The organism is Auritidibacter sp. NML120636 (assembly GCF_003185945.1).
Lineage (GTDB): Bacteria > Actinomycetota > Actinomycetes > Actinomycetales > Micrococcaceae > Auritidibacter > Auritidibacter ignavus.
On the sequence record NZ_QHLO01000006.1, the window covers coordinates 122,752 to 143,872 of the forward strand.

Annotated in this window: 21 protein-coding genes and 1 tRNA gene; 3 read left to right on the forward strand and 19 right to left on the reverse strand. The window is 58.7% G+C overall.

The genetic code is table 11. The annotated features are described in order from the left end of the window. Window positions 1–135 precede the first annotated feature (135 nt). From uppS to mca, 3 genes are read right to left on the reverse strand one after another with little or no spacing between them, the layout of a single operon-like run. Window positions 136–915: a polyprenyl diphosphate synthase gene (uppS, locus tag DCC25_RS07045; RefSeq protein WP_110101150.1), complete on the reverse strand. Its 780-nt coding sequence runs from the start codon at window positions 913–915 to the stop codon at window positions 136–138. 9 nt (window positions 916–924) lie between these two features. Further along, window positions 925–1,296 carry a hypothetical protein gene (locus DCC25_RS07050; protein ID WP_110101151.1) on the reverse strand — a complete coding sequence of 124 codons (372 nt, stop codon included), beginning with the start codon at window positions 1,294–1,296 and terminating at the stop codon, window positions 925–927. After that, on the reverse strand, window positions 1,296–2,207 hold the full coding sequence (gene mca, locus DCC25_RS07055; protein ID WP_110101179.1) for a mycothiol conjugate amidase Mca: 912 nt from the start codon (window positions 2,205–2,207) through the stop codon (window positions 1,296–1,298). The genes DCC25_RS07050 and mca overlap by 1 nt, the downstream gene beginning before the upstream one ends. Window positions 2,208–2,435: 228 nt before the next feature. On the opposite strand from mca, the gene DCC25_RS07060 reads away from it, so the two are divergent. From DCC25_RS07060 to DCC25_RS07070, 3 genes are all read left to right on the forward strand, one after another. Continuing rightward, on the forward strand, window positions 2,436–2,951 hold the full coding sequence (locus DCC25_RS07060; protein ID WP_110101152.1) for a DUF4307 domain-containing protein: 516 nt from the start codon (window positions 2,436–2,438) through the stop codon (window positions 2,949–2,951). 256 nt (window positions 2,952–3,207) lie between these two features. Beyond that, complete coding sequence (gene greA, locus DCC25_RS07065; protein WP_110099629.1) at window positions 3,208–3,705, forward strand: transcription elongation factor GreA; 498 nt, start codon at window positions 3,208–3,210, stop codon at window positions 3,703–3,705. A gap of 183 nt (window positions 3,706–3,888) precedes the next feature. After that, window positions 3,889–4,557 (forward strand): GPP34 family phosphoprotein, encoded by a 669-nt coding sequence (locus tag DCC25_RS07070; RefSeq protein WP_158524755.1) that lies wholly within the window; start codon window positions 3,889–3,891, stop codon window positions 4,555–4,557. A gap of 15 nt (window positions 4,558–4,572) precedes the next feature. Here the strand turns inward: DCC25_RS07070 and ilvA are convergent, their stop codons facing one another. From ilvA to DCC25_RS07150, 16 genes are all read right to left on the reverse strand, one after another. Continuing rightward, the gene (gene ilvA / locus DCC25_RS07075) at window positions 4,573–5,847 is read right to left on the reverse strand and encodes a threonine ammonia-lyase (protein WP_233487949.1); all 1,275 of its coding nucleotides are present in this window, start codon (window positions 5,845–5,847) and stop codon (window positions 4,573–4,575) included. A gap of 54 nt (window positions 5,848–5,901) precedes the next feature. Next, window positions 5,902–7,092 carry an AI-2E family transporter gene (locus DCC25_RS07080; RefSeq protein WP_199223131.1) on the reverse strand — a complete coding sequence of 397 codons (1,191 nt, stop codon included), beginning with the start codon at window positions 7,090–7,092 and terminating at the stop codon, window positions 5,902–5,904. A gap of 223 nt (window positions 7,093–7,315) precedes the next feature. Continuing rightward, window positions 7,316–8,134, reverse strand: a complete 819-nt coding sequence (locus DCC25_RS07085) for a Bax inhibitor-1/YccA family protein (RefSeq protein WP_110101154.1) — start codon at window positions 8,132–8,134, stop codon at window positions 7,316–7,318. A gap of 145 nt (window positions 8,135–8,279) precedes the next feature. Then, on the reverse strand, window positions 8,280–9,140 hold the full coding sequence (locus DCC25_RS07090) for a SurA N-terminal domain-containing protein (RefSeq protein WP_110101155.1): 861 nt from the start codon (window positions 9,138–9,140) through the stop codon (window positions 8,280–8,282). A gap of 141 nt (window positions 9,141–9,281) precedes the next feature. After that, a tRNA-Leu gene (locus DCC25_RS07095) sits at window positions 9,282–9,355 on the reverse strand. Between the two features lie 132 nt (window positions 9,356–9,487). After that, entirely contained in the window at window positions 9,488–10,897 is a 1,410-nt protein-coding gene (locus DCC25_RS07100; RefSeq protein ID WP_110099633.1) for an NAD(P)/FAD-dependent oxidoreductase, read from the reverse strand. Window positions 10,898–11,019: 122 nt separating this feature from the next. After that, a complete protein-coding gene (locus DCC25_RS07105; protein ID WP_110099634.1) occupies window positions 11,020–12,456 on the reverse strand; it encodes a S8 family serine peptidase in 1,437 nt (478 codons plus the stop codon). A 1-nt stretch (window position 12,457) separates the two neighbouring features. After that, window positions 12,458–14,137, reverse strand: a complete 1,680-nt coding sequence (locus tag DCC25_RS11830; RefSeq protein ID WP_304529233.1) for a DUF501 domain-containing protein — start codon at window positions 14,135–14,137, stop codon at window positions 12,458–12,460. Between the two features lie 43 nt (window positions 14,138–14,180). Next, on the reverse strand, window positions 14,181–14,798 hold the full coding sequence (locus DCC25_RS07115; RefSeq protein WP_110101156.1) for a septum formation initiator family protein: 618 nt from the start codon (window positions 14,796–14,798) through the stop codon (window positions 14,181–14,183). Window positions 14,799–15,033: 235 nt separating this feature from the next. Next, window positions 15,034–16,314 carry a phosphopyruvate hydratase gene (eno, locus tag DCC25_RS07120; RefSeq protein WP_110101157.1) on the reverse strand — a complete coding sequence of 427 codons (1,281 nt, stop codon included), beginning with the start codon at window positions 16,312–16,314 and terminating at the stop codon, window positions 15,034–15,036. A 58-nt stretch (window positions 16,315–16,372) separates the two neighbouring features. Next, the gene (locus tag DCC25_RS07125; protein WP_146206433.1) at window positions 16,373–16,618 is read right to left on the reverse strand and encodes a hypothetical protein; all 246 of its coding nucleotides are present in this window, start codon (window positions 16,616–16,618) and stop codon (window positions 16,373–16,375) included. 8 nt (window positions 16,619–16,626) lie between these two features. Next, window positions 16,627–17,415 (reverse strand): MazG nucleotide pyrophosphohydrolase domain-containing protein, encoded by a 789-nt coding sequence (locus DCC25_RS07130; RefSeq protein ID WP_110101159.1) that lies wholly within the window; start codon window positions 17,413–17,415, stop codon window positions 16,627–16,629. Continuing rightward, on the reverse strand, window positions 17,408–18,610 hold the full coding sequence (locus DCC25_RS07135) for an adenosine deaminase (RefSeq protein ID WP_110101160.1): 1,203 nt from the start codon (window positions 18,608–18,610) through the stop codon (window positions 17,408–17,410). Before DCC25_RS07135 ends, DCC25_RS07130 begins: the two co-directional genes overlap by 8 nt. Beyond that, window positions 18,607–19,323 carry a DedA family protein gene (locus DCC25_RS07140; protein ID WP_110099641.1) on the reverse strand — a complete coding sequence of 239 codons (717 nt, stop codon included), beginning with the start codon at window positions 19,321–19,323 and terminating at the stop codon, window positions 18,607–18,609. Before DCC25_RS07140 ends, DCC25_RS07135 begins: the two co-directional genes overlap by 4 nt. 25 nt (window positions 19,324–19,348) lie before the next feature. Next, a complete protein-coding gene (locus DCC25_RS07145) occupies window positions 19,349–20,647 on the reverse strand; it encodes a thymidine phosphorylase (protein WP_110101161.1) in 1,299 nt (432 codons plus the stop codon). Window positions 20,648–20,693: 46 nt separating this feature from the next. Further along, complete coding sequence (locus tag DCC25_RS07150) at window positions 20,694–21,116, reverse strand: cytidine deaminase (RefSeq protein ID WP_233487951.1); 423 nt, start codon at window positions 21,114–21,116, stop codon at window positions 20,694–20,696. Window positions 21,117–21,121 lie beyond the last annotated feature (5 nt).

Here is a 21,121-nt window from a genome sequence, read left to right on the forward strand (position 1 = left end):
AGCTCCTGCCGTTAATGTAAGAGGTCTCTCGGTTACGTACCTTTCCTGACGAGTCAGAGGGTACGGGCATTCAGTGAGAAAGAGCTAACCAGGACATGAACTCCCGGTGAATCCCGCAGGTGCGCAGCTGTGGCTTTAACTCCCGTACCGGCGCTGTCGTGAGGCATAATCACGCAGGGCACGCAGGAAATCAACCCGCCGAAAATCAGGCCATAGAGCTTCACAAAAGTAAAATTCGGCGTAGGCTGACTGCCACATCAAAAATCCGGAGAGTCGCTGTTCACCGGAGGTCCGAATCACCAGGTCGGGGTCCGGAAGACCTCGGGTGTACAGTCGATTCGAGATTTCTTCGATGCTGAGTTTTTCCGCCACGTCACCGGGGGTTTGGCCTTGTTCTTCGGCTTCGATTAGAAGCTCTTTGACCCCGTCCACGATTTCTTGACGACCGCCGTAACCGACTGCCACGTTCACGTGCATCCCGGATTCATTGTGTTGGGCACCGCGCCGCGTAAGGTGACGGATTTGTTCGGAGAGCGATGCTGGCAAAATCTCGGTCGACCCCACGGGTTGGACTTTGATCGGCCGACCGTTGATTTCGCCTTCTTCCAGCCGTTTGAGCGTATCGGAAATAATAGCGACCAGGGACCTCAGCTCGGAGGCATCCCGATTCAGATTATCGGTGGAGAGCATATAGAGAGTTACCATTGGGATCCCGATCTCTGCGCTCCACCCCAAAAACTCGAGGATCTTATCGGCACCGGCTTGGTGACCCCGGGCAGTAGGCTCCCCCGCGGCTTTCGCCCAGCGCCGGTTGCCGTCCAGGACGACACCGATATGCCCGGGCAAACGGGAGGCGTCAAGGCCCTGAGCTAACCGGCGCTCGTAAAGTCGATAAAACAGGTCGGGATAGTCCATACCCCAACTCTAGCGATGGTCCCGCCCAGATTCAGGCTCTTGTGGCTCGAGCGGAGGCGAGTCCAAATAGCCGGGGTACTTCTTGCGCATCATTCCGAGACGGTCAGGGCTGAGCTCGTCGATCTCAGGGCGCTGGCGTTGTTTCTCAGAAAGTCTTGGCTGGTTTCGCTCCACCAGCATATCTTCGGCGGTTTTGGAACGTAGCTTCACTTTGCGGACCGAGCGCACCATCATGCGGATAACCACCACGGACAGCGCCACCATCAGAAAGGTCAGCAGAAACCCTTCAATACCCGGAGTGACCTCTTCCTGGTCGAGTCCGGGGCGCAAGTTCGATTCCTCAGCGGCCAGCAGGACCGCGGTCTGCAGGGCAGTTGTCATCAGGCCTCGTTTCCCTGATCTGCCTGGTCTGGGGTGGGGGTGCGCAGACCGGAGAACAGGTCGGTTTCGGGCAGGTGAGTTGGTACGCGCGAGTCAATCAGCACGTAGTCTTCCCAGGGCCAGGCATCCCGCACAATGTCGTGGGGGGTGAAGAAGAACCCGTGCGGATCGATCTGCGTGGCATGAGCCCGTAGTGCAGCATCGCGACGGTCCAGGTAGTTCCCCACTGGAATCTGTGTGGTGACCTGGTGCTTGGTCAACCGCCACGCGTCCGGGTCTTCACCGGATTGCAACCACTCGTACCACTGAATGCGATCCGCATAAGGCGAGGTCTGGCCGGAGGCTTCATAGGCTTTGTGCAGGGCAAAATATTTATCCGGGTTGAAAGCCCGGTCGTAGTACAGCTTGGATACTTCCCACGCTTGCCCTGTGCCCGGATAGGCTTGCGGATCGCCTGAGCTTTGATACGCCTTGACTGTGATCTCGTGAGCGCGCAGGTGATCGGGGTGGGGGTAGCCACCGATCTCATCATAGGAAATCAACACATGGGGGCGAAACTCTCGAATCAGTCGTACGAGCACCGCGACCTGAGTATCACGATCAGAATTGGCAAAAACCCCATAGGGTAGTTCGGGAACTGGATCGCCTTCTGGCAGGCCCGAATCAATAAACCCGAGCCAGCGGTAGTCTATGCCAAGCGCTTGAGAGGACTCTTCCATCTCGACTCGCCGTACCGCGGTCATGTCTCGGTGCAAACGGGCAACGTCACCCTGGTAGTGCTGGTTCAGCAACGACCCAGCTTCTCCCGAGGTGCACAATGCCACCATGACGTCAGCACCGGCATCCTCATATGCTGCCATCATCGCCGCCCCCTTGGAGGATTCATCATCAGGGTGTGCGTGAACAGCCATCAGGCGCAACCCTTGGGAGGGCGGAACATCGGTGGCTTCTGGACGCTGATAGTCACTCGGCTGCGTGCTACCGTAGTCCTCGGATCCTACGGGCACACCAAACTCTGGGTGTTGCGATGATCCGGACCTTTGTTGTGTTGAAACGCTCACGAGTTGTCTGTACTCCTGATCCACTGCTTCGCGGTCACATTGGCTGTGCTACGCCGTGGCTGGGTAGAGTTTAAGTCTATGGTCAATAGCCCAGTTCCGGCGCAGGCATCGGCTTCTGATAGCTTAGCCAATCGTTATGGTCGCTCCCAAAGTAAGAACTCGCCTGAAAGGCAGGAGCGACGGCGTCGTTGGGGGATCATTATTGCGGTGACGGCTCTCATTCTAGCCGTAGCGCTCGCCGGTGTGTGGACCTACTCGATGACCGAAGACCGATTGAGCTATAAAGACGTGGGCTTCGACATCGTCTCCGAAGATCATGCCACTGTTCGCTTCCAGCTCACTAAAGAGCACGACGCCACGGTCTCCTGTGCGGTGCAGGTGCTGGCCGATAATTATGCGGTGGTGGGATGGAAAACAGTCATCATTGGCCCTGAGGCCATCGGCGAACAAATTGATTCCAGCCCCTCAGATCTGACTAGTTACTACGACGTCCAGGTCCGAACCGATGGGCTAGGAACCAATGGTGGCGTGAATGATTGCTGGTACTACGAAGACGGTCCCAGCAACATCTCATATTTTGATGTCGAACGGTAGCCTTCCTGGCGCAAGAGAGCCCGGTAGACGCTCCCACGGCGACCAGACTACACCGTGTCGCGGTCCAGTGCTAGAATTCTCCCTAACCCCGCAAAAGCGTTGACGAAGTCCCGTCGTGGGGGCATGCGAATCGCATCCGATAAAATCGGATTCGGTTAAACCGCACGCCCCACGGCGGGTCTTTGTGCAGTAAAGAACTTGACGTGCAGTGGACAACTCAAACTTTCCCTGCCAAACGATCCTTCAAGGAGGAATTATGACCACCTCACCCTCAGCTCCTTGGCTGACCCAAGAAGCCTATGACCGGTTGAGCAAAGAACTCGAATACCGCGCTGGCGAAGGTCGTCAAGAAATCGTCGACCGCATTGAAGCGGCCCGCGATGAAGGCGACTTGAAGGAGAACGGCGGGTACCACGCCGCTCGTGAAGAACAGTCCAAAAACGAAGGCCGCATCGCGGAACTAAAACAGCTGTTGGAGAACGCAGTTGTGGGCGACACGCCACAGGACGACGGCGTCGTTGAGGCCGGTATGGTCGTTGAGGCCACCGTCGGCGGTAACGAAATGACCTTTATCTTTGGTAACCGTGAAATCGCTTCCGAAGACGAGCAACTCGATGTCTACTCTGAGCGCTCTCCCCTCGGCGAAGCAATTCACGGTCGTCAAGCTGGCGAAACCCTGTCCTACACTGCCCCGAATGGTAAGGACATCGAAGTTGTTCTGAAGAAGGTTACTCCCTACAATCCTGGAAAGTAACTTTTTCAGAAGCTTCGCCTCCTCCCGGGCCTCGCGTGCAACACCGAGGCCCGGGACTTGTTTAAGGGACAATATTCCTGGTGTTATTTCCCCTTGCCCACTGTGCTGAGAGCAACCACGCAGATGACAAAGTGGCTGGTAGACCATCTGTGATTGTGGCAGTTAACTGCTAGCCTAGGATTTGTGAAGATTGTAGAGCGTTTCGTAGTACTCAGCCTGGAGTTCCAAGACGAGCTAGCAGGAGTTTCCTCCTTGCTCTCGAAAGCACGGGTGGCAGCCACCATGGCCGATTTGGAGACCGATGGCGTGGTGTCCTTTACCCCCGCCGAGCTGACCGAACCGTGGAACATGGATGATCCGAAGATTATCGTCAAGGAAAAAACCTCGAGCTCTCCGGCCTTGAACGACGTCGTCGAGAAACTGCGCGATAAGACTGGCGATGAGCTCTCCCGGATCGTGAAGTCCAAGAAGTTCGATCCGCTGCAGGGTGTCTTGGACAACTTTGAGCACAACGGTTTGGTGTCCACCCATAACCCAGGACCATTTAGACCAACGCGCTACGAGCTCGTTCTTGATACCACCGCTGAAGAGGTCATCACACCTCTAACGCAGGTGCTGTTGGGGCGTCGTGAGCCCACCTACGAAGACCGTCTACTATTGGGCATCATTGAGAGCATCAACGCCACCGGCCTCATGTTCGCGACCGCCAACGCTGATTGGGAGCAAAAGGACTTCAGCAACCGGGTGCACGAGCTTGATGGGCACCACCCGGTGCTGTCGGTGTTGCACGCTCAGACCAGTGGCACCTCAGCATTGATGACTAAGTCGCAGTTAGGACCAGCTACACTGTAGCCACGTTCCCGGGCCTTAGTGTGTGATTTCGGGCTCGTAGCCACTTTCACGAAGTTTTTCAAGTAGGTGGTCTGAGTGGTAATGGCCACGTGTTTCCATGTTAATGGTGATATACACTTCGCCCATGCCCAGCGAAGGACCGATTGAGGTGTGGTCCACTCCGATGACATTCGCTTCGGCCTCGGCAATAATCCGTGACACGTTCTTCAGCTCGCCTGGGCGGTCTCGGAGGGGAATCCGCACGGTGAGATAGCGTCCGGCCGCCAACAGACCCGACTGAACCACTTTGAGCATCAACAGCGGGTCAATATTGCCCCCGGACAACAGCGCGACCACTGATTTCGGTGCCAGCCCCAGGTCCTTCAGCTTCCCCGACATCAACGCCGCCACCGATACCGCACCGGCTGGTTCGACCACCATCTTGGACCGCTCCAATAAGAACACCAAAGCGTTAGCGATTTGGTCTTCAGAAACTGTCACCACGTGATCCACGAGATCCTTGATGATGCTAAAGGGTAGATTGCCCGGACGGCCCACCGCAATGCCGTCAGCAATCGTCGTGAGTTGCTCGAGAGAAACGACGCCGTCAGCGGCCAGCGAGGCCGGGTAGGCGGCCGCATCTTCGGCTTGCACACCGATAATCGTGATGTCGCGTCCTTGTCGCCGTGCCAGTTCCTTGATGGCGATTGCTGTCCCTGCCAACAGTCCCCCACCACCGATACTGGTGATCACCGTGTCGACATCGGGTTGTTGCTCGAGAATTTCGAGTCCAACAGTTCCTTGCCCTGCCACGACCTTCTCGTCGTCGAAGGGATGAATAAACGTTGCCCCGGTTTTTGCTGCGTGGTCCTTCGCTGCTGCCAAGGCTTCGTCGACGTTATTGCCAAGCAAGACGACTTCCGCGCCGTGATCTTTCGTAGCCTGAACCTTAGGTAGTGCTGCTCCTAGGGGCATGAAGATCGTGGCGCGCAGTCCAAGTTTTGACGCCGCTAAGGCAACACCTTGGGCGTGGTTTCCTGCAGAGGCAGCCACCACCCCGTTTCCCTTGTCCTCTTCGGGAATGTGATACATCCGGTTGTAGGCGCCCCGCACTTTGAATGAGCCAGCACGCTGAAGATTTTCGCACTTCAGATGCACCGTGGCACCGGTCATCCGCCCCAGCGCTCTGGAGTGCTCCATGCCGGTTTCCACCGCTACCGCGCTAATGACGTCGCGCGCAGCAAGAATATCGTCGAAACTCACCGGCACCTCAGCGGGCAATACAGGTACAGAAGAATCAGTGGATGTCACGAGTCGGTCTCCTGAGGGTTGATACGCGATGGATGAGAGCAGCGGATCGGATCGTCAGAGGTCGCCAGCGCTGGGGGCGATCTCGTCGGGTGCTTCGGGGTCGACCGCGTGGGGATCTTTGTTCTTCTCCCATGGTCGCGCCGCCAGATATTTGACGAAAGAATTAGCGAAGGCAATGGCCGGTACCGCAAAGATCGCCCCGACGATACCCATCAGCGCAGTACCGCCAGAGACAGCGAGGAATACCACCAAGGGGTGTAGCTGCACGGCGCGTCCCATAACCAGTGGTTGCAGAATATGTGATTCGGCTTGTTGCACGATCAGCACCACCACTAACATCAACAGCGCGTTGACCCAACCGTTGGCAACCAGTGCTAGGATCACCGCGATCGCACCGGTCAAAACCGCACCAATCATGGGGATGAAAGAACCGAGGAAGACGAGCACCGCGAGGGGCAGGGCGAGCGGGACCGAGAGTAGCCAGGCGCCCAAGCCAATTCCGACCGCGTCAACGAAGGCCACGAAGATTTGGACTCGCACATAGCTTCCCAGTGACTTCCAACCGGCGTGTCCGGCTCCGTCGATTGCACGGCGGTGGCGACGTGGCACGAAGTTGAGCATGAAGTTCCAGATCCGGGAACCGTCGATGAGGAAGAAGATCAACGCGAATAGCGCGATCAGTGTTCCGGCACCGATGTTCGTCGCGGTGGAGCCGAAGCCGATGGCCCCGGAGACGAGAGCGTCGGAATTCTGGGTAAAGGTGTTCCAGACATCGGCCAGGATTTCTTGCCATCGGTCTGTGGTGAGACCGTAGGACTCGGCCAGGGCGAAAAGTCCTACGATGCCTTCTTGGATCTGCTGCCACATATCAGCGAACCCGACGGCCAATTGTTGCCCTGCCAGCCACAGCAGTCCCACGATGAGCGAGAGGAAGCCTAGCATCACGGTAACTACCGACAGCCAGGCGGGGAACCGAAACCGGTTTTTCAAAAAGCTATGCACCGGATAGAGCAGGCTGGACAGCAAAGCAGCGATCAGTAGCGGGATTACGAGCAGGGAGACGTGTGAAAACAGCCAAATTCCGATACCTGCCGCGACGACAATAATAATGAACTGTAGCGCCCATCCAGTTGCGACAGTGACACCGTAGGGAATGTCAGCCGCTAGTTTTCTCCCGACTTCAGCCAAAGTAGGCGAGTCGAACTCTGAGTCCTCGACAGGCCTTTTCGGAGGGGCTGAACTCATCGGCCAGGTCCTCTCTGTGCTGATCACTACGGTAAAGGCTCGTGCCAAGCCTCAACCCTTGTAAGCATACTCTGTCCCGGAAATTGTGAAGAAAACCCAAGACAGAACATACGCGGGCGGTGTCACGCAGACTAACCAAAGGTGGCCTCAGCGTGACACCGCCCGTATTATCGGTCACCTCAGATCGTGACCTGACGAAAACACGATAGCCGTGCGCCGGAAATCACGCATCGGCCATCTCGCGCAAGATCGACAGCACACGCAGAATTTCCAGGTAAAGCCAGGTCAAGTCGGTGACCAAGCCAAATGCTGCAGTCCAGGCGAAGGAGCGTGGGGCACCGTTGCGCACACCCTGCTGGATCATGGAAAAACTCATCACCAGCGAATAAGCGGCCAAAACGATCGCGATCACGCCGACGATGACACCCAGCCAACCTGAACGTAGACCGAACATCCCCTCGGTGACTCCGGTAATCATCAGCACGAAGTTCACCAAAGCAAATACGGCGTAACCCAGAGAGGCCAGCATGAAGATCTGCATGCCACGCGCCGTAGCACGGACCTTACCAGAGGAGAATAGCGCCAACATCACCAGGAAGACGCACAAGGTCGCCAGAACAGCCTGGCTGGCCACCCCCGGGTACATGGCGTCCAAGGTGAGGGAGATCCCCCCAAGGAACAGGCCCTCCGCGAGGGAGAACAGCGTGATCAGCAACGGTGAGGGCTGCTTTTTGAACGCGTTCACCAAGGACAGGACGATCGCGCCAATAGCACCGATGAGCGTGGCGGGACCGACGGTTCCGCCCAATCCGAGCATCGTTCCGGCAAACCACAGTCCCAAAGCTCCGACCAACACCACGGCTAGCTGGGAAGCGGTCCGCAGGATCACATCATTGTAGCTGACTCGCCCGGTATCCTGTGGAGTCGCGGAGGGGCGAGCATACATCTCTTCGAGTTCAGATGCGGAAATGGTCTGAGGAGTCTGCACGCCCCCAGAAGCTTGTTGCTTGAAATTGTCGGAGTTAAAGACTGGGTTGGCCATGGGCCGTCCTCTCGTATCTGACGGTCAGGTGTTCATGTGCCAGTCTAACGGTAACCACTGCGCCGGTGTTAGCTAACTACCCGCAAGCTAGGTTAACTACCAGCGGTGATAATCCCCTGCTGTATGGCACTATCCTGCACACTTGTTACTTTGCGTCCTCGTCGCTATCGTCCTCAGAGCTAGATTCTGTAGTAGCGGGGGTTTCGAGGAAAATCTCGATATCGGCATCCTCGCGTAAATCCTCCACCAATTCAGTGACGGCTTCATTCTCGTTTTGAAGCTTAACCTGCTCTTCCAGGTCGTCCTTGGACTCTTCAAAGCTCGGTAGCTGGTCTTCGCCCGAGGCGGATTCCGACGATCCATCCTCGGCCTGTGCGGACGGATCAGCCGAGGCTTGAGCCTCCATGAGTTGCTTCTGTTGTTCCATCTGGTCGTCGTAGAGATCTTTGAGCTCTTCTTCCGAAGGCTCGTCAACATCGAGAGTCTCGATCAGCCGATCCATGGCAACTTGTTTCTTGGAATCGTCACGCAGTTGTTCCTCGTCCATGCCTTGTTCCTCAAACTGCGCGATGAGCTCGTCCTGAGATTCCAGCCCTTGTTGTTTAGCAAAGTCATCGAGGAACTCATCGACATCATCCTCTGTGACCTCGATATCTTGGTCCTCTGCTTCTTGGAGCAACAGCTCATTGCCGATCATGATCTCCAGGCTCTCCTGTTTGAGTTGATCTTCGTCAACGTCCGAACCGCTCATTTGAGCCTGGTACGCCATCTGCTGATACTGAGACTCATAGTTGGTAGCAAATTCCTCTTTGGTGATCTCGGTATCGTTGATCGTGGCCACCACGTCGGGAACGTCGTCGAGATTTGGTTCCGGAAGCGCTCCTTGGTCGCCAGCCGATGCAGAGGCTTCGGGCGCCCCATCTGCGTTTTCCTCATCTGCATTACAGGCTGACAGGCTCAACATGGCAATCAGTGCGATGGAACTGAGGATCTTTTTGCCGAGCAAACGTCTACCGTCCCTTCGGGTTGGGTGTCAGGAGCTGTCCTCGCGCCGGTTGCGCGTCTCCTTGGGATGATCACCCCGAGTGTAGTCCCCGAAACTGAATAGGCGATTCAGTGAATCATCAGCCTCTATTCAGGACGCCGGTACCCCCAGTCAGACTCGAACTGACAACACAGCGATTTTAAGTCGCTTGCCTCTACCAATTGGGCTATGGGGGCTCATTCGTGGCTCCGAGACATCACAAGGCCCCGGCCAGAACACCTTCCAGATCATACTGGAGGCGCTCGACCGGGGCCGTTGTTTTAACTCAGCGCGTCACAAATGTCGTCTGCGCTGGTGTGATCGAGAGCTTAGGCTTCGATTTCTTCGGTCTTCTTGGTGAACCGTGACGGAATCTCAGGCTTACCGGCGGCCTTGCGGAAGGCGTTGAACGGACGCTCCAGACGCTTGGTCTGGGTAGTGTCTGTACCCCACAGCAGTTCCTGGATCCAGCCGGAGACCACGCGAGACTTGCGCTCAAGGGTCGGCAACGCGTAGGCGTGGTAGACACGGTGTGCCAGCCAGGCGGGCAGGCCGTTGAGTTCAACGCCCAGCGGGTTACCGACGCCCTTGCCAAGCCCCATTCCGGCAACGGTACCCAGAGACTTGTGGTAGTACTCTTCAACGACACCTTCGCCGAAGCGTACGGCCAATAGGTTTTCGGCCAGGCGCTTCGCCTGACGGCCGGCGTGCTGTGCGTTCGGCACACAGAATCCACCGGGGCCATCACCGGTCAGATCCGGCACAGCGCAGATGTCGCCACAACCCCAGGCACCTTCAGTCACGCCACCGTCTCCATCCGAGATCTGCAGAGTCGGAGTAACCTCGATGCGACCACGGTCGTCCACCGGGAAATCGGTTTCTTTGGCCATACCGTTGGCGGCAACACCGGCGGACCACACGATGGTGTCAGCGTAGAAGGATCCGGCCGGTGAATCGTCACGCATGTCTTTGAGCTTGACTTCGTAGTCAACGGCGCTGTCCAGCGAAGTGTTCAGCAACACCTCGATGCCACGGTCGCGCAGGTGCTCGACAACGCCTTCCGCCTGCGCTTCAGAGACCTCGGGCATAATGCGTCCCATGGCTTCAACGAGCACGATGCGAGCCTCGGACTGCGACAATCGGGAGTTACGGGCGATGGCGTTGCGGACCAGGTCATCGATCTCGGAGATGGTCTCCACACCGGCGAAGCCACCACCGACTAGCACGAAGGTCAGCGCGCGACGACGCTCAGCAGCGTCGGTCATCAAGGCTGCCGACTCGACGCGTTCCAGGATCTGGTTGCGCAGAGTGACTGCCTCTTCAATGGTCTTCATACCGATGCCGGTCTTATCTAGACCGTCAATCGGGAATACACGGGTGTTAGAACCTGCGGTCATCACGATGTCCTGATATGGAATCTCGAACTGTTCGCCGTCTTCGGCGGCTACAGTCGCGATCTTCTCGGCGTGAGAGACATTGACGACCGAGCCCTGAACGATTTCGGCGTGCTTGAGGTGAGTGTGCAGGTCCACCGTAGCGTGGCGGGCCTCAATGTGTCCGCCGAGAACCTCGGGCAGGAACGGGAGGTAGGTCATGTATGCGTTGGGGTCAACGACGGTGACCACACCGCCCCGATCACGAACTTTTTTCTGGAGCTTCCGTGCAACAGTGATGCCGGCGTAACCGCCGCCCACAATGAGCACGCGTGGTTTCGGTGATAATTGAGGAGTTATAGCCATGTTTCCTATGTTAGGCCGGTTACGCGCGGTTGTGAATTCAACAGCGACGGTTGATTGTATTAACTACACAGTGAGATCTATACCACATTCTGACACGGTGAGATATTCAGGTTGTGGGCGGGCTAACGACTCGTGGGACGACCAGCAGCTCGGCGGGTCGCCAATTGCCATATTCCGGTCCCGGCCAACGCTACCACCAGGCCCGTCCCACCGATGACCATGACAGGTTGCCACCAACTGGCCGCACCGGTCATCGGTGTCGCGGGAGTCGATTGGGCTGTGGCATCCCCAGGCAGTTCGGTGGGCACCTCCACCGGCTCGTGGCCCTGATATTGGTCAGACCTACCGGTGAGCGCATCGTCGTCAGATGAACGACGGTGTACGCGGATCCACTCGCCCATCGAGCCCATCGGGTTTTCCGTTACGGTCGGCACCTGCGTGGTGACGGCCTGTTCGGCGTTGATCACTCCGTGACCGTAGAGCGCATCGGTGCCGGAATCGCCTGCAGGTTGGGCCGTGGACAAAATTCGGTTGATGACTTGTGCTGCCGAATCCTCCGGATGGGCCGAGCGCACGAGCGCGACGAGGCCCGAGACCAGCGGTGCGGCACCAGAGGTTCCCGACCAGTTCTGATACCCGCCGTCCGAGGTTACTCCGACCAGCGGGTCGGCCGGGGCGGCCACACCGATCGTGATGCCCTCAGTGGAAAAGTCCCAACTGGCGGATCCATCCGCGTCCAGTCCTGCCACGGTGAGTACACCAGGGATTGTGGCCGGGACTCCCACCGTCGTCGATCCGCCGGCCCGGTTGCCGGCAGCCACCACGACCACCACGTCGTTTTCCTCAGCGTAGAGAAAGGCATCGTCCCAGGATTCTGGCCAATCTTGTTCGGAGGAGGCCAGTGAAATATTGATGACATCGGCACCTTGGTCAACCGCCCAGGTCACGGCTTCAGCAATCTGTTCTTCGGCGCTGGGAACATCCTCGCCGTCGCCGAGATAGACCGAAATGCTCAGCAGCTGCGCTTCGGGTGCGGTCCCGATGATGCCGTCGTCTCCGGGACCCGGTTCAGCAGAGGGCTCCGATTCTGATTCTGTGTCCGTCTCGGCATCCTCAGAGGCGTTGGCATCTTCCTCGTCATTGTCGTCGTTCTCGGGCTCTTGCTGAGTGGCTTGGTCAACCTCGCGCAGATTATTGCCGTGCCCGGCCAACAGAGATGCCACGCTCGTGCCGTGGTGAGGGTCCTCACCAATCGGTTTGGTGCCGTCGTCGTGACCCTGCCCCGACACATCGGTTCCCCCGATCACCTGGCCAGTCAAATCCGGGTGCGTGTCATCGATACCGGTGTCAATCACCGCAACGGTGACCCCCTCGCCGCGGGTTTCTTTCCAGGCTTGGTCGAAACCGTACTCGGTGATCCACTCTTGGCTGTCCCGCCATTGATCGGCCTGCGCTTTGGGCACCGGTGTGCTGACCAAGCATAACAACAGAGCAAGAGCCAGCGTCGTCGCACGTAGAACTGCATCGCTCAGTGGATTGACGATCACCACGACCTTCATGCTATGAGTCCTGGACCCTGCTGTCGTTCGGCCCGATCAGCGATAGGGCGATGCCGTCGAGAATATCGTGTTCGGAGGTGATAATGGCGGCCAGTTTTCCGCCAGTAGCGTCGTGCACTATCTGTAGCAACGTCGACCAGATCAGCGCGCCGGCTCCGATCACATCGGCACGGCCCGGGTGCATGAACCCTAGGTTGGCCCGTTCGGCGCGGGTCGAGTGAAGCAAGGTGGCCGCAGTGGCTTTCAGGGTTTCTCGATCCAGTTGGGCGCCGTGGATGGCATCGGCATCGTATTCTTTCAGGCCCAACGCCGCTGCGGTGAGCGTCGTGACGGTCCCAGCAACCCCGATGACCGCATCGATCGTGGAGAAGTCCAGTTCCTCGTGCACTCGGGTGAAAACCTCGTTGAGCTCACGGTCTGCAACGGCAATTTCCTCGGCGGTCGGTGGGTCAGAACGCAGGTATCGTTCGGTGAAGCGGACACACCCGATGTTTTCTGAAACCGAGCCGACCAGAGTAATCTCGCGATGTCCCGAGGCAAAACCCACCTCGCCGACCACGCACTCGGTGGACCCGCCGCCGAGGTCCACCACCATGACCCGCACCGATTGATCCGGGTTTTCGCACTCGACAGCAATGGCTTGGAGTTGTGCATCATCGAGGGCACTCAGGGCACCGGAGAAGGTTAGGTGGGCTTCCTCGGCGCCGGAGACGACTTCTGGTGTCACGTTCAGCGCCTGGCGCACCCCGGCGATGAACGCATCGCGATTGGAGACATCACGGGAGGCCGAGGTGGCTACAAATCGGACGGTCTCGGCGCGGTGGTGTTCAATCACTTCGGCGTAATCCCGGCAGGTGGCGAAAGTACGTTCTAGGGCTTGCGGGGCAAATTCTCCGCTCTGGTCTACCCCTTCGCCCAGTCGAACCACCTGCATTTCACGGTGCAGTTCGACCAGTTTGGCCCCGGTGTCGGGGTCGGCAACCGGGCGGGCCACCAGCAGACGAAGCGAATTCGTCCCGCAGTCGATAGCAGCCACCGCAGTGGCCTCATCGGCGCTAACCCGGCGGTGCTGGATCGGGTTGGTCCGCCCCTGCCGGTTGAGTCGACGCACGTGGCGGGACAGATCCTGACGTGGGGCGACTGATGCATCGTCCCATCCCTGTTCACATCGGCACCTCTGCGCCGAGAACTCTTCGGAGATCAGATCCAGCACGCGGTCCCCCAATGGGTTGACTCCGGGGCCCACCGACAAGGAGTGAGCGGCCAGCACGTGTAAGCATTTGACCCGTTCGGGCATTCCGCCGGCAGAAATTCCTTCGATTTCGGGGACCTCGCCCACCCCGGCAATCTGGCCGATCCGATCACGCTCGGCTAAGTAATTCTCGTGGGCAGCCCGGTATTGATCAGCAAGGTGCCGGTTGTGAGCCAGTTCGTCGGTCATCTCCGCCATGATCCCGGTGGCTTCCAGCCGGGACACGGCGGTAGTAGCCAGCGGGTGGGTCAGGTAGAACGTGGTGGGGAACGGGATACCATTCGACAGTCGTGGCGCTGTGGTGGCAACCAGGGGTGACCCGCATCCCTGACACCGTGCACCGATGGCCACCACATCGCGCACCGGTCGCCCCAGCTGACGACTGAGGGTCTGCAGGTCTGCTTCAGTGGGGTGGTCTACCGTGGCCACGCATCCTCCATGCTGTGCGGGAGTATTCTTTGGTTCTTGCGTTTTATGGTTGGCTCGTTTGGTGTTGGCTGGCGTGGACGAAAGAGTTCCAAAAGTCATCGGCCCAGGCCGGTGCCTGGTCTTCGGTAATTTCCTCTTCCTCGGTCACCGGCTCCTCGCCTTCGGCTAGTTCCTCGCCACCGACCACCAGGTACTTATGTTCACCTGGCATGACCATATTAAACCGTTCTCGGGCTTGCTGTTGCACATACGCCGGATCGTCCCAGCGATTGAGTTGTTGAGTGAGCTCTTCGTTGCGCTGTTGCTCTGCCTGCAAATCGGCCTCGGCCTGGGAGATCTCCTGGTTTTGTTCCAACATAGTGCGCAGGCTGGGTGCCATCACCACCACAGCAAGAAACAGCACCATGATCACCGCAATCATCCGGCCGGAGAAGTTGCGGGCAGGACGTTGTTCTTCCGGGGTGGCGTGACTGTAACGTTGCCGGACGCGCTCTTGGGCGCGCCGGGCTAATAGTTTCTGTCCACGCCGGGTGTCCGTTCCGGCCGTACCGCGTTGGACAGCTTTTTCACGTTGATCCTGCCGACGCTGGGCATCACGTGTGGCATCAGCTACTCGCGATGTGGAGGAGTTTTTCGGGACCCTGGGCTTTTTCGGGCTCACAACGACTCCTTCCGTGGCGCGTCGTCTCTGATGGTCCGTTCCGGCGCCCAGCTCGCACCAGTTCACCGGTTGACTGGCACTGTTGACGCAATTGTTCTGGCCCTACCTTAGTCACCACAACTGGCGACTGTCCGTCGCCCGCGCCCGCAAACTCGAAATCGGTAAACTAGCAACGGCCGAAGAGTGCCGATTGATACTCTTCGGCCGTTGATTGTGGGCTACCGACAGAAGTTCGTTAAATCTGGAAACGCGGGAATGCGCTACGACCGGCGTAGCGCGCCGAGTCGTCGAGTTCTTCTTCAATACGTAGCAATTGGTTGTACTTAGCCACACGGTCAGAGCGTGCCGGAGCCCCGGTTTTGATCTGACCGGCGTTAGTGGCCACCGACAGGTCGGCGATGAAGGTGTCCTCGGTTTCACCGGAACGGTGGGAGATCATGCAGTTGAAGGTCCGCGACTGGGCCAGCGAGATGGTCTCGAAGGTTTCGGTCAGCGAACCGATCTGATTGACTTTGATCAGAATGGCGTTACCGGCGCGCTCGTCAATACCGCGCTGCAGACGGACTTTATTGGTCACGAACAGGTCGTCACCGACCAGCTGAACCTTTTCACCCAGGGCCTGAGTCAGAGTTGCCCAGCCCTCCCAATCTTCTTCGTCCAGGGGATCTTCGATCGAAACCAGCGGGTAGTCGGTCACCAAGTCTTGGTAGTACGCAGTCATTTCTTCGGCGGTGCGTTCCTGACCTTCGAAGGTGTAAGTGCCGTTGTCAAAGAACTCTGAGCTGGCCACGTCCAGGGCGAGAGCAATATCGGTGCCGGGGGTGTAGCCGGCCTTGGTGATCGCGGTGGTGATCAGGTCCAGGGCGTCGCGGTTAGATGGTAGCGACGGTGCGAAGCCTCCTTCATCCCCCAGGCCGGTACCGTAGCCCCGTTCTTTGAGCACAGCTTTCAGACTGTGATAGACCTCAGCGCCCCAGCGCAGGGCTTCCGAGAAGGATGCAGCACCCAGCGGGGCGATCATGAACTCTTGAACGTCGACGTTAGAGTCTGCGTGAGCGCCACCATTGAGAATGTTCATCATCGGCACCGGCAACGTGTGGGCGTGGGGGCCACCGAGGTACTTGAATAGTGACAGGTCGGTGAACTCTGCGGCTGCATCGGCCACTGCCATGGAGACGCCTAGGATGGCGTTAGCGCCCAGGTTGGATTTGGCTTCGGTGCCGTCCAGATCCAACATCAGCTGGTCAATGCGACGTTGATCCGTGGCGTCTTCGCCCAACAGTTCTTGGGCGATGTCGGTGTTGACTGCCACAACAGCGTCGAGCACGCCTTTGCCGTTATAGCGTTCTGCATCGCCGTCGCGGCGCTCGACTGCTTCAAATTCACCGGTGGAGGCGCCTGATGGCACTGCGGCACGTCCCATTGAGCCGTCGGTCAGCAGGACTTCGACCTCGATGGTGGGGTTACCACGGGAATCGAGGATTTCGCGTGCGTGGATTGCATCGATAAAGGACATGGTGTTGGGGTCCTCTCCTTAGAGATCAACGGATTAGGGAATCTGAGGGATCGATCGGTCAGTTCTCGGAAGTATCGGTGGAGGATTCGCTGGGTTCAGTGGATTCTCTGGGTTCGTGACACTGTGTGGTATCGTTGGCACGCTGTCGGGCACGGAAATCCTTCAACGTGTTGGAGCGACGATAATTAGAGGATCCGCGCAGAACGGCGGCGACCATAACAACCAGGACCGCCAGCACACCGGCGATGAGTGCAACTGCCACCCAAACACCCCACGGTGCCTCGATGGTTTGCGTGGAATTCATCAGCCAGATCATGGTGTCACCCTATCAGTGCGCTGAGCAGAGCTCGGCACAGACTGAGCCTCAAGCCAGTGCAGATATTCCCGCAAGGCTCTTTCTGGATCCAACCCCCGTTGGGTGGCTTGGGCAACCAACGCGAACAGTTGCGCCCCCAACTGATGCTCGGTCTCGATGGACTCCGGGGGATTTGGTGTGTTACCCGCGGTCTCCTCAAGCGGGTTGACCTCTTGTCTGCGGGCCCGCGACAGGATCTTGGCAGCGGCCGCCAGACTCGGGTATCCCGAGGGGGTTGAAAAAATCGAGGCGTGAGCGACGCGTTCGGCCTGTGCTTTGGACTCGTCGGTGCTGTCAGGAGTGGTATCGGCTTTTTCCTGCTGTTTAATGTGTTCCCAGGTGTGCTCGACATCCTCGACCGTGGATTGCCCAAGAACGGAGGGGTCCTGTAGCTGTCCTTCCGGGGTAAACACGTGGGGGTTGCGCCGAATCATTTTCTGGTTAATGGTTGCTGCGACGTCTTCGATGGTGAACCGTTGGGCTGGTTTCGGGTTCGTTTCAGCCAGGGCAGAGTGCAAGGCAACTTGGAAGAGCACATCACCGAGCTCATCGCGTATCTCCGCGATATCCCCGGTTTCGATGGCGTCGACGGCTTCGTGGGCTTCTTCAATCAGATAGTTGGTTAGCTCACGGTGGGTCAGCTGTGCCGTCCAGGGGCACCACCGACGCAATTGTGCGGTAATCCAGCGCAATCGTGCTAATTCACTCGAGGTCACGGGGCCGGTGTGCTGGGTGGTATCAGTCATCGTTCAGGGCAGTAAAGCAGGTCGGGCGGTGCGGGTCGTGAGGGTCCAGGTGATCCTCGATCACCGCACACCAGTGGCGATTGATCTTCTCCAATAAGTTATCGCGTTCGGCCTGCGAGATGAACGCTCCGCGAGCGGCGTTGAGCTGGAACTCCAGCAGGTCTTCCAGGGTGTAACCATAGGAGTGGGTCAGTAAGTAGAGTTCATCGGTCACGGTGGTGCCGGAGATCAACCTATTATCCGGATTGACGGTGACGGCAAATCCAAGCTCATGCAACAATCCGAAGGGGTGGTTGGCCAGTGGGTCTTCTGCCGTCCCGGGCTCGACAGCACCGGTTTGCAGATTGGAGCTGGGGCACAGTTCTAGCACCATCTGGCGTTGCAATACGCCTTCAGCGACCCGACCCAGACTGACCAGCGCGTCACCGGTCTCAGTGTCTTCCATCATGATGTCATCGGAGACCCGGACGCCGTGGCCTAGTCGCAGGGTCCGGCCGGAGATGATGGCATCGGCCACCGAGTCGATTCCGGCTGCTTCGCCAGCGTGGACGGTGATGGGCATGAATTGTTCGGTCAGCCAGGTGAAGGTCTCAGCGAAGCGGTGGGGCGGGAATCCGTCTTCGGGCCCGGCAATGTCAAAGCCGGCCACCCCGGAGTCGCGGTAGCGCACCGCCAGTTCAGCGATCGTTTGAGCCTGGTCAGCTTGACGCATGGCGCACAGTAATTGCTGTACCTGAATGCTCTGACCTTGATCGCTGGCTTGTTGACACCCTTGTTCGAGACCGGCTTGGACTGCTTCCACGGCGTCTTCCAGGCTGAGTCCTTGGTGGGTGTGTTGCTCCGGAGCCCACCGCACTTCGGCATAGACCACTCCGTCGTCGATGAGGTCTTCGACGAATTCTCGGGCCACCCGTTGTAGCGCATCAGCCGTCTGCATCACCGCAGTGGTGTGCTCAAAGGTTTCTAGATAGCTTTCCAAACTGCCGGCGTTGGCAGCGACCTGGAACCATTCAGCCAATGTTTCGGTGGTATCGGCCGGCAGCTGATGACCGATGGATTGGGCCAGGTCCAAGATGGTGGCTGGTCTCAATCCGCCGTCGAGGTGATCGTGCAGACTCACCTTGGGCAGAGCGGCGAGATCAAGCGCGAGCGGATTGGTGACAACGGGTGCAGAAGCAGCGTGTTTTGGACTCACTCTTGCGAGTCTATGCCAGAACGGCCCCGCACGTTAGAGCCATGCCCATTTTCGGAGGAGTCTTCGCTAAACCCGGCCGGGCGGATTACCTCGGCCGGCGCCTGAGCCGGCGTCGAGGAAATCCGGGCCACCACCTTGCGGGCAACAAAATCAATCAGCAGGCCCAACAGTCCCGCAAAGATGAGCGCCACCACAATTTGCAGTAAGACGTTGTCTAACCATCCGGTGGTCAATACCCCGATGGCGATGGAGTACCCGGCCCATACCCCGGCTGAGACAAAATCTAAGAGCGAGAATTTCCACCAGGCGTATCCGGTCGCTCCGGCCACAAAATTCACGGCGACCCGTCCACCGGGCACATGCCGGGCCGTGATGATCAGTAGCGCCCCGTTGCGGTGCAGGGACCGTCTGGCTAGCTGGACGATACCGGCTACCCGACGGGAACGCATCCACCGGAATCGGGTCACGCCAATCGCACGGCCCAGCCGGAACGCAACCTGGTCACCCAGAGTGGCTCCGAACCAGCCCACAAAAAACAGCGTCGTCAATCCCACCGTGTTCTCTCGGTCGGCGATCGCGGCCAGCGCAACGATCAACGATTCCGAGGGAACGATCGGGAAGAACCCATCAATGAAGCACAGAATAAACAGCGCCAGCGGGGTCCACCACGCGGTGGCCGCCCGCAGGATGAGATCTTCGAGGAATGCAAACACCCTTCTAGCCTACGGGTCCTCGAGATCAGTTGGATATTCGATCAAGGATCACGCCATCGGGGACGGTGGTATCTGTCGCGTCAGGACCGATCTCGATCATCTGCTCGGTGAGTTCCAAAGCCGATACCATCAGCTTGGTGTCATCGGTGTAGAAAGTCGCCACTGGCTGACCGGCGGTGACCGAGTCGCCTCGGCGCACGTGTAGTCGCACCCCGGCTCCAGCTTGGACAGCATCACAACGCTGGGCGCGACCGGCGCCCAGCCGGCGCGCGATCAGCCCGACAGTCAGCGCGTCCACGCTCGTCACACTCCCGGAACGGTCCGCCACCACCTGGTGCTCGTGGTGTGCTGTCGGTAGCGTGGCGCGCAGGTCGCCGCCTTGAGCGAAAACCATCGCGACGAAAGTATCCATGGCGGCCCCGGAGTCCAGGTGCTCGGCCGGATCCACGTCGGTGATTCCAGCAGCCCTCAGCATTTCAGTGGCCAGCGCGACGGTGAGGTCACGGACATCTTGGGGGCCACCGCCGGAGAGAACCTCGAGGGATTCTTCGACCTCCAGCGCGTTGCCGACGGTGCGACCCAGCGGGGTGGACATATCAGTGACCAGTGCGGTGGTGTTGACCTGCGCATCTGTGCCGAGGCGGACTAGCGTGTGGGCCAGTGTGCGAGCTGAACCCAGGTCTTTCATAAAGGCACCAGAGCCGACTTTGACGTCGAGCACCAGCGAGTCGGTTCCCTCGGCGATCTTCTTGGACATGATCGAGGAGGCGATCAACGGGATCGACTCAACAGTCGCGGTGGCATCCCGGAGCGCATAGATCTTCTGATCGGCCGGGGCGAGAGCCGCGGTGGGCGCACAAATCACTGCCCGGATGTCTTTCAGCTGGCGGGTCATCTCCTCGGGCGTGAGATTGACCCGATAACCGGGGATAGACTCGAGCTTGTCCAGGGTGCCACCGGTGTGGCCCAATCCGCGACCAGACAGTTGGGGCACTGCCACCCCGTAGCTGGCGACCAACGGAGTCAACACGAGGGTGATTTTATCGCCGACTCCCCCGGTGGAATGTTTATCGGCGGTAGGGTGCCCCAGAGTGGAGAAATCCATCCGGGTCCCAGAGTTGATCGTCGCTTGGGTCCAGGCATGGAGCTCCTGGGTATTTAGCCCTTGGTAGTAGATCGCCATCAGCAACGCCGACATTTGTTCATCCGGCAGGCCCCCGGCGGTATAGCGTTCGATGATCCACGTGATGGCCTCGGCCGTTAGCGCTTCTCCGTCGCGTTTAGTGGCGATCAGCTCTACGGGGTGAAAGTGCCCTGATGTCATCCGGTGTTGCCTTTCCAGTTGCTCACATCGGTGTCTTGGGGTTCGCTCAGGTGGCGAGGTTTTTCGGGCCAAAGGCCTGAGGTAGCAGTTGTCCCAGAGTAGTGAGCCCCTCAGCCGTGGTGAGTTGTAGCCTGGGCCCGGTGTGTTCGATCAGTAGCTGTCGGCACCGACCACAGGGGGTGATGAATTCACCGGACGCATTAACGATCACCACCGCGATGAGCGGGTCAGCTTCGAGCATGATGGCCTGACAGATCAGCGTGCATTCGGCGCACAGAGTCAGCCCGTAGGAGGCGTTTTCAATATTGGCCCCGGTGAGGATCCGACCAGATTGGGTCAGGCCGGCTACCCCGACCGGATAGTCAGAGTACGGCGCGTAGGCTTTCCTCGTGGCTTCCACCGCGTGCCGGTGCAGATCCTGCCACTGGTTTTCAAAAACCGGGACGTCTGTGCGTATGCCTTCACCCACGCTTT